Source organism: Flavobacterium sp. Leaf82 (genome assembly GCF_001422725.1).
Classification (GTDB): Bacteria; Bacteroidota; Bacteroidia; order Flavobacteriales; family Flavobacteriaceae; genus Flavobacterium.
On the sequence record NZ_LMMA01000034.1, the window covers coordinates 224,702 to 236,735 of the forward strand.

Annotated in this window: 12 protein-coding genes; 7 read left to right on the top strand and 5 right to left on the bottom strand. The window is 31.9% G+C overall.

Going from position 1 to position 12,034, the window contains the following annotated elements:
• Positions 1-80: 80 nt before the first annotated feature.
• Both ASF10_RS20725 and ASF10_RS20730 read right to left on the bottom strand, forming a co-directional pair.
• Positions 81-914, bottom strand: a complete 834-nt coding sequence (locus ASF10_RS20725) for a 1,4-dihydroxy-2-naphthoyl-CoA synthase (protein WP_035681238.1) — start codon at positions 912-914, stop codon at positions 81-83.
• 728 nt (positions 915-1,642) lie between these two features.
• Positions 1,643-2,497 carry a S1 RNA-binding domain-containing protein gene (locus tag ASF10_RS20730; protein WP_056253590.1) on the bottom strand — a complete coding sequence of 285 codons (855 nt, stop codon included), beginning with the start codon at positions 2,495-2,497 and terminating at the stop codon, positions 1,643-1,645.
• A gap of 167 nt (positions 2,498-2,664) precedes the next feature.
• Between ASF10_RS20730 and ASF10_RS20735 the strand changes: the two genes are divergently transcribed.
• Positions 2,665-4,014 carry a M28 family metallopeptidase gene (locus ASF10_RS20735; protein WP_056253594.1) on the top strand — a complete coding sequence of 450 codons (1,350 nt, stop codon included), beginning with the start codon at positions 2,665-2,667 and terminating at the stop codon, positions 4,012-4,014.
• 57 nt (positions 4,015-4,071) lie between these two features.
• On the opposite strand, the gene ASF10_RS20740 is transcribed toward ASF10_RS20735, so the two are convergent.
• Together ASF10_RS20740 and menD are read right to left on the bottom strand one after the other, a co-directional pair.
• The gene (locus tag ASF10_RS20740; RefSeq protein ID WP_056253596.1) at positions 4,072-4,413 is read right to left on the bottom strand and encodes a DUF2853 family protein; all 342 of its coding nucleotides are present in this window, start codon (positions 4,411-4,413) and stop codon (positions 4,072-4,074) included.
• 87 nt (positions 4,414-4,500) lie between these two features.
• Entirely contained in the window at positions 4,501-6,165 is a 1,665-nt protein-coding gene (menD, locus tag ASF10_RS20745) for a 2-succinyl-5-enolpyruvyl-6-hydroxy-3-cyclohexene-1-carboxylic-acid synthase (RefSeq protein WP_056253599.1), read from the bottom strand.
• A 175-nt stretch (positions 6,166-6,340) separates the two neighbouring features.
• Between menD and ASF10_RS20750 the strand changes: the two genes are divergently transcribed.
• Together ASF10_RS20750 and ASF10_RS20755 are read left to right on the top strand one after the other, a co-directional pair.
• Positions 6,341-7,519 (top strand): thioredoxin family protein, encoded by a 1,179-nt coding sequence (locus ASF10_RS20750; RefSeq protein WP_056253601.1) that lies wholly within the window; start codon positions 6,341-6,343, stop codon positions 7,517-7,519.
• 26 nt (positions 7,520-7,545) lie between these two features.
• Complete coding sequence (locus ASF10_RS20755) at positions 7,546-8,043, top strand: GNAT family N-acetyltransferase (RefSeq protein ID WP_056253604.1); 498 nt, start codon at positions 7,546-7,548, stop codon at positions 8,041-8,043.
• A gap of 296 nt (positions 8,044-8,339) precedes the next feature.
• Here the strand turns inward: ASF10_RS20755 and ASF10_RS20760 are convergent, their stop codons facing one another.
• Complete coding sequence (locus tag ASF10_RS20760; protein WP_056253607.1) at positions 8,340-8,927, bottom strand: glutathione peroxidase; 588 nt, start codon at positions 8,925-8,927, stop codon at positions 8,340-8,342.
• 840 nt (positions 8,928-9,767) lie between these two features.
• On the opposite strand from ASF10_RS20760, the gene ASF10_RS20765 reads away from it, so the two are divergent.
• The 4 genes from ASF10_RS20765 to ASF10_RS20780 all read left to right on the top strand — a co-directional run bounded on the left by ASF10_RS20765 (position 9,768) and on the right by ASF10_RS20780 (position 12,026).
• Positions 9,768-10,298 (top strand): RNA polymerase sigma factor, encoded by a 531-nt coding sequence (locus tag ASF10_RS20765; RefSeq protein WP_055092081.1) that lies wholly within the window; start codon positions 9,768-9,770, stop codon positions 10,296-10,298.
• The gene (locus tag ASF10_RS20770; protein WP_056253610.1) at positions 10,298-11,086 is read left to right on the top strand and encodes an anti-sigma factor domain-containing protein; all 789 of its coding nucleotides are present in this window, start codon (positions 10,298-10,300) and stop codon (positions 11,084-11,086) included. The genes ASF10_RS20765 and ASF10_RS20770 overlap by 1 nt, the downstream gene beginning before the upstream one ends.
• Before the next feature lie 107 nt (positions 11,087-11,193).
• Complete coding sequence (locus ASF10_RS20775; protein ID WP_056253613.1) at positions 11,194-11,592, top strand: DoxX family protein; 399 nt, start codon at positions 11,194-11,196, stop codon at positions 11,590-11,592.
• A 101-nt stretch (positions 11,593-11,693) separates the two neighbouring features.
• Positions 11,694-12,026, top strand: coding sequence for an ArsR/SmtB family transcription factor (locus ASF10_RS20780; protein ID WP_056253616.1), 333 nt, complete (start codon positions 11,694-11,696; stop codon positions 12,024-12,026).
• Positions 12,027-12,034 lie beyond the last annotated feature (8 nt).

A 12,034-nucleotide genomic window follows, 5' to 3' on the forward strand; every position in this document is an offset into this window, starting at 1 on the left:
CTTTAAAAAGTATTCAGTCACAACTTCAGTTTTCAGTTTTAAGACTGTGACTGAGACTGAAACTGGGAACTAATTACTTTTTATGGCAACCATTTATTTTCACCAAAGTTTGGTTTTCTTTTTTCCAAGAAAGCATTTCTTCCTTCTTTTGCTTCTTCTGTCATGTATGCTAAACGAGTTGCTTCACCGGCAAAAACTTGTTGTCCTACCATTCCGTCATCCGTTAAATTCATGGCAAATTTTAGCATTTTTATAGAAGTTGGAGATTTCTGAAGAATTTCCTGAGCCCATTCATATGCCGTGTCTTCTAACTCATCATGAGGGATAACAGCATTTACCATTCCCATATCCATGGCTTCCTGAGCAGAATAGTTTCTTCCTAAAAAGAAAATCTCACGTGCTTTTTTCTGACCTACCATTTTTGCCAGATATGCAGATCCGTAACCTCCGTCGAAACTGGTTACATCAGCATCTGTTTGTTTAAAAATTGCGTGTTCTTTACTTGCCAGAGTCATATCGCAAACTACATGCAAACTGTGTCCGCCACCAACTGCCCAACCCGGAACAACTGCAATAACGACTTTTGGCATAAAGCGAATTAAACGCTGCACTTCAAGAATATTTAAACGATGCTGACCATCTTCACCAACGTAACCCTGATGTCCGCGGGCATTTTGATCTCCTCCACTGCAAAAAGAATATACGCCATCTTTTGTTGATGGTCCTTCTGCCGAAAGTAAAACTACACCTATTGAAGTATCTTCTTGTGCGTCGTAAAAAGCCTGGTATAATTCTGAAGTTGTTTTAGGACGAAAAGCATTTCTAACATTTGGTCTGTTGAATGCGATTCTAGCAACTCCGTTACATTTTTTATAAGTTATATCTTCAAATTCTCTGGCAGTTATCCAATCCATTTCTATTTGTTTTATTTTAAATAATTATAGCGTAAAAATAAAGCATTTTTACATTTTTACCTACTCAATTTACTTTAAGTCTGTCAGAAAATAACTTCTAATGTTAACAATTGGTATTGTCTTACAAAAAATAACATTTTTTAACATTAGATTCAAAAAATAATAAGTAATTTTACACCCTAGAAATCAATGAGATACATTTTATTTCATTGTTTTACGATTGATTTTCTTTCACTGATTTATTAACCTAAAAAATGATTTTTTTGAGAAAATTTAAAAAATTTGTCGCTCATTTTTACTTGGTTTTTATTAGTAAACCCCTAAATAATGAGCAAATGATTTATTCATTTGTTGAAACTACGAAAAGGAAATAGTAACACCTAAGGTTAAATGCTGGAATTGTTTAATGATTAGTATCAAATTGATTACGAAAAGAGGAAAAAATACTAACTGAAACTTTCTATAAGTTATTTTATAAAACCAATGGATTAGCCGTGAAATTGATATTTCGCTTTTAAATATGAATGTATAGATTGTTTGAAGACATACCGTTTCATGAAGTAATTTCAAAATTTTTAAAAAGTTATTTCCTGAATGGATTCGAATTTATTTTATTTCTGTTTTTTTTTAATTACAATTTTTTTTAAAACTAGAATAAAAAGGGAAAGGCTGCTTGTAATGAGCAGCCTTTCCTGTTTTTTGTAGTAAATTCAATATTTTTAATGAAATTATTCTTTTACAAGATAAATCCCGTCTTCTTTAATTTCAATAAGTTTATCTTTATATAAAGCTCCAATTGCTTTTTTGAAAGTTTTTTTACTCATTTTCAAAACCGTTTTGATATCCTCAGGATGTGAAGCATCGTTTAGGCGTAAGAATCCTCGGTTCGCTCTTAATTCATCTAATATTTTCTCTGCATTTGGTTCAATGCTTTGATAACCCTGAACTTGCAATGCAACATCTATTTTATTATCAGGACGAATATTTTTAATAAAACCTATCATTCTGTCTCCGGTTCTAATCGCATCATCATAAACTTCATCTTTGTACAACAATCCTTTGTGTTGCTCATTGATAATAACGTTGATTCCTAATTCTGTAATATGAGAAACGATCAAATCAACTTCTTCTCCTTTTTCAACCGTTAGGTTTTCATTGCTTAAAAACTGATTTAATTTACTTGAAGCTACCAAACGATTGGTTTTTTCATCCATATAAAGGTAAACGAGGTAACGTTTTCCTTTTTCCATTGGACGGGCTTGCTCTTTAAACGGAACAAGAATATCTTTTTCCATTCCCCAGTCCATAAAAGCACCAACCTGATTGATATAATTTACTCTTAAAAGTGCAAATTCATTTAATAATATATAAGGTTCCAGCGTTGTGGAAACCGGGCGTTGTTCGTGGTCTAAATAAACAAAAACGATAAGCTCCTCGCCTATTTCGAATTCGTTGGGTACATATTTATTAGGTAATAATATATCGTGAATTCCTTCCGGATCTTCTTCAGGATTTCCTAAAAATAAACCAACTTTGGTATCACGTAATATAGTAAGGGTATTGTATTTTCCTATTTCAATCATATTCTTGAGATTCTAAGCTAAAAAGTAGCTGAGTTTTTAAAGTGCAAATGTACGAAGTTTGAAAATGGTACGACGAAAAATGTTTTACATAAAATGTATCACAACATCTTTTTCTGGTTTCTCTTTTTTTTAATTAAATTTGAGAATCAAAAATTAACTCCAAATCAATGAAAAAGACCATTTTTTATTCTGTTTTTACATTTCTGTTTTTTACTCAGATTTCTATTTCTCAAGTTGTTGAAGATCCCGAAATAAAAAAAATGATTACCGAAATTAAATCCGAGAATCTTGAAGCAACTGTTCGTAAATTAGTTTCTTTCGGCACAAGGCATACACTTAGTGATACAAAAAGTAAAACCAAAGGTATTGGCGCTGCACAACAATGGGTAAAATCTGAGTTTGATAAATATGCATTAGAATCTAACGGACGATTGACTTCGACAATAGATTATTTTACGGTAAAAGCTGATGGTAAGCGTATTGCAAAAGACAGCCAGCTTGGTAATGTTATGGCAACCTTAAAAGGAACTGATCCTAATGATAATCGCGTCCTGATTATTAGCGGACATCTTGATTCGAGAGTTTCTGATGTTATGAATGTAAAATCTGATGCTCCTGGCGCAAATGATGACGGATCCGGAGTTGCAGCTGTAATCGAACTGGCAAAAGTAATGAGTAAAAGATCTTTTCCTGCAACCATTATTTTTGTGGCTGTAGTTGGTGAAGAACAAGGACTTTACGGTGCGAGACATCTTGCCGAATTAGCAAAAGAATCTAACTGGAATATCATTGCGATGCTAAATAACGATATGATTGGTAATAGTTTATCAAGCGGAACTAATGTAAGAGACAATACACAAATCAGAATTTTTAGCGAGACGATTCCGTTTCTGGAAACCGAAGATGAGGCAAAAATGCGTAAAGCAACAAGCCGCGACAATGATAGTCCTTCGAGATTATTGGCGCGTTATATCAAAACGGTTACAGAACAATATGTAGATCAGCTAAAAGTAAAACTGGTTTATAGAAACGATCGTTTTTTACGTGGTGGCGATCATACGCCGTTTAGCCAAAATGGTTTTACAGCGGTTCGTTTTTGTGAAATGAATGAGAATTTCGATCATCAGCATCAGGATCTTAGAACTGAAAACGGTATTAAATATGGTGATCTTGTAGAATTTATGGATTTTGAATATTTACGCAAAAATGCCTGTGCTAACTTAGCCACGCTTGCCAATTTAGCCTGGTCGCCAAAAGCACCTGTAAGTGTAGGTATTGAGGTTAAAAACCTTTCTAATTCCTCTACTTTCTCGTGGACTGCACCAGAAGGAAAAGCACAATACGGGTATCAGATTTTGATGAGAGAAACATCCTCTTCGCATTGGGAAAAAACATTTTTTGTAAAGGATACAAAAGCCGAAATACCTTATTCTAAAGACAATTACTTTTTTGCGATACAAACCGTAGATGCTTTAGGCCATGCAAGTTTACCGGTTTTCCCCGTCCCGATTCGTTAATATTACAGTATAAAAAAAGCGCCAATAAGGCGCTTTTTCTTTTTAATTTTGAAAGGTTTATTTGTAAACACTTTCTTTTTTAAAATGCAATGTCAATAAATAATAAACAACAGCTCTGTATTTGTGTTTGTTTGAATGTCCGTATTTTTGAAGAACTGTAGAAATCGCCGGTTCTAAATCCGGGCCATCCGGTAATCCTAGTTTCTTAATCAGGAAATTTTTTCTCACAGTATCTATTTCTGAATGTTGAGTTCCTGCAACCGTAGATGCATCTGCATTATAAATAGAGGGTCCACAGCCAATAACTACTTTCGTCAGTAAATCCATATTTGGTGTTACACCACATTTTACTTTTAGATCTTCTGCATACTTTTTAATCAATTCTTCTCTTGCACTCATAATAAAAATTTAAATTAGACTTATAAAAGCCAAATTTAAAGATTTATCTTACATTAAAAATTATTTTAAGTTAATTTTATTTACAAATTAAATTAATTCCTTAAAGTATTGTTTTAAAACAACATCATTTTCAAAAGTTGGAGTAAAAACTTCTAAAATTCCTGGAATATCATTTTCATTATAAAGTGCTGCTATATTCTTTTCTAAAGAAGGTACATCGTTGGCCGTTAAATAATTAAGACTATACATTTTAGCTAAATGCTCAGCAGTTAGTTGGTGAGAAGTTTCAAAATAAGTATTAAAAACAGGCTTTTCTTCATGTCCTGGCAAAATTCTGAAAATTCCTCCTCCTCCATTATTTATCAAAATAATTTTGAAGTTTTTAGGAATGTAAGAATTCCATAAAGCATTACTATCATAAAGAAAGCCAATATCACCGGTAATAAAAACGGTTTGTTTGCTATTTCCTACCGCTGCGCCAATTGCTGTTGATGTACTTCCGTCGATTCCGCTTGTTCCCCGATTACAGAAAACTTCGATCGATGGATCAATATCTATTAATTGTGCGTAGCGAATTGCTGAACTGTTGCTAATTTGCAATTGACTGTTTTTAGGAAGTGATTCTATTACTTTTTCGAATACTTTAAAATCAGAGAATCTAATTTTACGCAAATATTCCTGTTTTCTGATTTTTCTTAAATCGTAAATTTTATCAATTTTTGAGAAATATTTACTCGATACAAATGTTGTTTTTGGAAGCAGTTCTTTGAAAAAATCTTGTGCTTCCATTACAAAATGTTTACTTAAAGCATTAAATGTATCGTAAGCACGTAAAGTATCTATATGCCAATGATGTGCAGGTTTGTATTTTCGCAAAAAAGCCTTAATACGTTTTGAAACAATCATACCGCCAAAAGTGATTAAAACTTCTGGTTCTAATTCTTTAAAATCACAATCGTCAAAAGGTGTAATTAAGCTGTCTATACTATTAATAAAACTTGGATCATGTAAGTTTGATGTTGTCTCCGTAAGTACTACAATTGAGGGATCTTTGGCGAAGTTTTCGAGAATTTCTTTGCTTACAGAATTAGCTTCGTTTATGCCTCCAATAAGAATTAATTTTCTTTTTGAAGTATTCCAAACAGAAACTACATCATCAATATTTTCGATAATTTTTGTCCCTAGAATTTCCTCTGAGTGAATAATTTTTGGTTCAACAGAAAGTTCTGAAACCGTTTCGTATAATGGTTCCTCAAACGGAGCATTGATATGAACAGGGCCTTTTTGAAGAATCGCAGTTTCGATTGCTTTATTGATTTTTAAATCATTTTCTACAGAAGCATCTTCGGTTAAATTAGCATTAAAAACAGAGTGGTTCTGGAAAACATTTTCCTGACGAATCGTTTGTCCGTCGCCAATATCGATCTTACTTTGCGGACGATCTGCTGAAATTACAATTAACGGAATCTGACTGTAAAAGGCTTCGGCTACAGCCGGATAATAATTTAACAATGCTGATCCTGAGGTACAAACCACTGCGGTTGGCAATTTTGTTTGTTGTGCGATTCCTAATGCAAAAAAAGCGGCGCAACGTTCGTCAGCAATACTGTAACAAGTAAAATCAGGATTTTGTGCAAAACCTATTGTTAACGGTGCGTTTCTTGATCCCGGAGAAATTATAATATTGGTGATTCCTTTTGCTAAACAAATTTCGATAATGCTTTGAGCAAGCGCTATTTTGGGGTAAATCATTCTTATGGCGTATTATTTTTTAAAGAAAATCCAGAAGTCCAAAATTTCTTTTTGATATCACAAAGTTACAAACTTCGCATTGGATTTAACTTATAAATAGGAAGATATTAAGGGCTGTTTATAGAAAAAGGGAATATATTTGTAAAACAGATTTTTTAATAAAAATAAACTCTTTATGCGTTTCTTCTGCCTATTATTTCTTTGCTTTTCGTTGCAAACCATACATTCTCAGAATCAATTCGTTCCTGATGATACTCCTTATAAAACTGCTCTGGAAAATGCAAAAAAAGAAGGCAAACCACTTTTTGTAATGCTTTATGCAGATTGGTGTCCGCATTGTAACCAAATGAAAAAAGAAGTTTTTAGCGATCCTGCAGTAATCGATTTTTTGAAGAAAAATTATACTTGCAGCTGGAAAAATATAGAAAAAGAAGAAGGAATTGCTCTTAAGGATAAATACGGAACTAAATCCCTGCCTGCTTTTTTATTTATTGATCCAAATACCGAAACTCTTTTATATGCTTTGAAAGGAGAATCTAAAAAGGCTGATTTTATGACCGAAGCGAATTATGCGTTGAATCCTAAAATGCAATTGCCTTATTTAGAGAAACAATTTCTTGCAGACCCAAGTAATTCAACCACATTTTTTACTTATCTGAATACTTTAAAGAAAGGAAAAGACAGAACCGATTTATCGATTCCAACGCATATTTATCTAAATACTCAATCTGATGCACAATTGGTTAGTGAACTAAATTGGCGTGTTATTGCAAATGGTGTAACCGATATTAAATCGAGAGAGTTTCAATATGTTTTAAGTCATCAAAAAGATTTTGCTGCTGTGGCTTCGCAAAATCGTGTTGATCGCAAAATTGAAAGTATTGTTAATGAATTACTTCGCCCATATGTTGATAATCTGGATACGATAAACTACTATAAACAAAGGGAAATTGCAAAATCTATCCGATTACAAAAGACAGATTCTCTTGTTTTTAAATTTGATCTGACTCTGGCGGAAAGAACCGAAAAATGGGATTTCTACAAAAAAGTAACGCTTGAAAACACAGAAAAATTAGTTTGGAATGATGCAAGTTTCCTTAAGGATATTGGACAGACTTATTTAAAACATATTACAGATACTGAAAGTCTGAAAAAATCTATTTCTTGGGTAAAGCATTCTTTAGAATTAAATGATTCTTATGACGGAAATTTACTTATAGCGAGACTTTATAATAAGATAAAGGATAAAAAATCAGCCTTAAAATATGCTAAGGATGCCAAAGTTATTTGTACTGAAATGACGTGGAGCACCAAAGATGTAGATGATTTATTAGCTGAACTCAATAAAAAATAAAAAAAATAACTTACCACAAAATTACCATGGACGTAATATTAAGACCAGCCAAAACCAACGATCTAGAGAAAATTCTTGAAATTGTAAATCATTCTATATTGCATACAACTGCAAATTATAATTATGATATTCAAACTATTGATATTCAAACAAAATGGTTCGAAGATAAAACCGCTAAAAATCTGCCTATTATTGTTGCTGAATTAGAAGGCGAAGTTGTAGGTTTTGGAAGTTACGGGCAATTTCGTGAGAAAATTGGCTATCAATATACGGTCGAACATTCTGTTTATGTTGTTGATAATATAATAGGTAAAGGTGTTGGATCTAAACTATTACTTGAATTAATTCGCCTTGCAAAAGAACAAGGTTATCATGTTATGATTGGCGCTATTGATGCGGATAATGCAGGAAGTATTGCTTTTCATGAGCGATTTGGATTTGTATTAACCGGAACAATTCGTGAGGTTGGTTATAAATTTGATCACTGGCTTGATTTGGTTTTTATGCAGTTGATTTTGAAGTAATGGCACGCGGATGAAACGGATTCGCTAACGAGAAAACGCTGATTAACGTGGTTTTTTTCTTTTTTTACTGCAATGTTTATTTACTGGAACGTTTTTACAGCAATGTTTTTACAGCAATGTTTTTTTACCGCAAAGTGCACAAAGAATTACGCAGAGTTCTTGAAGAAAGAGTAAAAGTTTAAGTTCACAAAGCTGGATGCTACTTCTTTGTCATTTGACAAATCAGACGGCATAAAAAAATCCACAAACTTGAAATTGATTCAAATTTGTGGATTTTTTGGTTTAGATAGTATTGCTTAACTTTTTATCCAGTTGATTACCTCAGGATCTGTAGGCAATGTTCTTGGTTTGATTACTTTTACCAATTCTCCTTTTTCGTTGATTAGGTATTTCTGAAAGTTCCATTCAACTTCAGAATCCTGTAATCCGTTTTTAGATTTTTGCGTCAGGAATTTGTAAACTTCGCACATATCATCACCTTTTACAGAAACTTTGTCCATCATTGGAAAAGTTACACCGTAATTTTGTTGGCAAAATGTTTCGATTTCTTTGTTTGTTCCAGGTTCCTGAGAAGCAAAATTGTTAGCAGGAAAACCTACAATTACAAAACCTTTGTCTTTATATTCTTTGTAAATCGCTTCAAGATCTTTGTACTGAGGCGTTAATCCGCATTTTGAAGCGGTATTTACAATCATAACTTTTTTACCTTTTAGAGAAGAAAAATCAAAAGTATCTCCTGATAAGTCCTGAACTTTAAATTGGTAAATGTTTTCTTTTGCCATGGCTTTATCTGTTTTAGACAATTTATTTTTACTTGTTTGAGCCTGAATTTGTGTACCTAATAAAAAGACAACACTACAAGCTATAAATACTATTTTTTTCATTGTTTAATTTTTTATAAAATTAGTTAAAATCTGTTTTCAGTAAATCTTTTGTCTGCATTATTTTTATTAAACATAAGTTAAATAAAAAATTGAAGCCTAGCGTTAATCAGACGCTAGGCTTCCCCCCATACAAACAAATCAAACCATGAATTAATTGTTATGCTTTTATATTTTTTTACTTTATAATTGATGCCCCGGTTATTGTGAAAATTATATTTAAAATCTAAATATCTTTTGTCTTTAATACTGTTTACTGGCGTTTATATTATAAAATTTACTAATCCTTTATAATGAGATGAATCTAATATTTTAAATTCTTATTTAAATTTTCGGTTTGGAAGTCCGGGGACATCAACCATGAAATACTATATTAAATCTGATTTTTTGTTATACACAAACTATAACAAAAATCACTTTTACTAAAATTTGTTAATGCTAAAATGGCCGTTAGCCCCACAATTAATATTTTTAAAGTATAGATGTAATTCATATTCTTAGCTTTTATATACTGCGATTTACTTTACGTTTTGTTCTGTCATCAATAATAATTCAAATTCGTAAACTCCATTTTATACAACTTGGCATTTATAAATTTGAAGCTGTTTTCTTTCGTTCTGCTATTGTCAGAATTATCATTTGATGTTATAATAGCATTTACGTAATTGGATTATTTTTGGATTTAAAAAAATGAAAAAAAAGTAATATTTTTCTCTAATCCCTTGTTTTACTAGGTTTAAGGCTACTAAAAAATTTATGTTTTTCACAAAAAAATAAATTATCTTTATCTCAAGGTATAAAAATGTATACTGAAATTTTGTTTAAGCTTTAAAAATCCAATCTATGAGTCAAGATGAGTTGTTAGTTTTAATTTACAAGAAAGACGAAAGAGCTTTTACCCATTTGTATGATATGTACTCTAAAAGTTTATTTTCTGTCATCAATGTTTTAATAAAAAATCGCGAAGAAGCCGAAGATGTTTTGCAGGAAGTTTTTGTCAAAATCTGGAAAAATATCGATTCTTATAATGAAGGAAAAGGTCGTTTTTATACCTGGATCCTTAATATAGCTAGGAATACATCGATTGACAAGCTGAGATCAAAGAATTTTAATAACAGCCAAAAAAACCTTTCTTCAGATAATTTCGTAAATCTGTTAGACGACAGCAATAAATTGACTAATCGAATTGATACTATTGGGATTCAGGAATTCGTCAAAAAACTGAAACCAAAATGTATTGAGATTATAGATTTATTATTTTTTAAAGGATATACCCAACAAGAAGCTTCAGAAGAATTAGCAATTCCGTTGGGAACTATCAAAACACAAAACAGAAACTGTATTAACGATTTACGTAATTATTTAAAAATATAATGGAAGCACAAGAATATATAGAATCAGGAATTCTGGAATTGTATGTTTATGGTTTATTAACCGAAACTGAAAATCTGGAAATAGCAGAATTAGCTAAAAAGAATCCGGAGGTTGAGCAGGAAATCATTTCGATAGAAAAAGCTATTGTAGCTTTATCATCAAGCTTCTCCCCTTTTCATTCTGTAGCTAATTTCGAAAAGATAAAAGCCCGTTTAGAATTGAAACACGGCAAAGTAGTCGACATGAAACCAGCCTCAAACTGGTCTCAATATGTAGGATGGGCTGCAGCAGTACTATTGCTTTTAGGTTTTGGATATCAAACCCTGGAACTTACAAAAACAAAAGATGCTATTGCTACTGTTGGCACTGAGAAAAACAAAATCCAAAGAGATTATGCTTACTTAGACCAGCAAAATAAACAAACGGAGAAAAACTTAACTATTGTAAGGGATATTAAAAATACTGGTGTAACACTTGGTGGTCAGGCAGTTTCTCCTAAATCATTTGCTAAAGTTTATTGGAACAAAGACACAAAAACAACTTATATTGATGCAGCAGGTTTACCAACACCTCCAAAAGGAATGGTTTATCAGGTTTGGTCTTTAAAATTAAGCCCGGTTCTTACGCCAACAAGTATTGGATTATTGGATAATTTTGAAGGAAATAACCAAAAAATATTTGCTGTAAGTCAAACAGATTCAGCAGAAGCTTTTGGAATCACTCTTGAACCTGCCGGAGGAAGTTTAACGCCTACAATGGAACAATTATACACTTTAGGAAAAGTTTAAAAACTTACATAGCTTAAAAATTCAAAACGCATATTAATTTATTTAATATGCGTTTTTTTATTATTTTTAATTCGCATAACTATCTATAAACCAAACCAAATTAAACCATGAATTCAACTTTACTTTTGCGGCTTTCGGTTGCTGTAATTCTTCTCACACATTCTGTTTTAGGAATGTTTAACAACGGTATTAATGATTTTGGTAATTTATATCTCAACCAGATTGGCTTTGCTCCTTTTGGTGTAATTCTGGCTTGGTCAATAAAATTATCACATGTTGTAGCTGCCGTACTTTTGATTTTGAATAAATATATTAAACTCGCAGGATTTGTAACCATTTTTGTCTTGATTATGGGCATAATATTGGTGCATTTTCAGGAAGGCTGGTTCGTTGTTGGCGGAGGAAGAAATGGCATGGAATATAATTTTTTATTGATTATTGTTCTATTAGCTATTATGTATCCGGAAGGATTTGTAAAGAAGAATAGTAATTTAAATAATATATAAAAGCTAATACTTTCATAAACAAAGCCTAAAAAGAAAATAGTTCATTATTTTCTTTTTTTATAAATATCTATATCGTAATATTGCAATATAAAAATAAAACGATGGGAGCTACAAAATCAGATCATTTTACAGATAGTCAAAATGAGTTGGCCATTTTAACAAAAGCATTAGGGCATCCGGCAAGGATTGCTATTATAGAATATTTACTAAAGGTAAACGCTTGTATTTGCGGTGATATCGTAAACGAGTTGCCACTTTCGCAGCCTACGGTTTCTCAGCATCTTAAAGAACTTAAAAACGCCGGACTTATAAAAGGAAGCATCGAAGGAAATGCTATTTGTTATTGCATCAACGAAGTTGGCTTTGAGAAAATCAAAAGTTTTTTTACGCAAATTGACCTTCATTTAGAAAAAAGAAAAAACGAATGTTGTTAACTATTAAA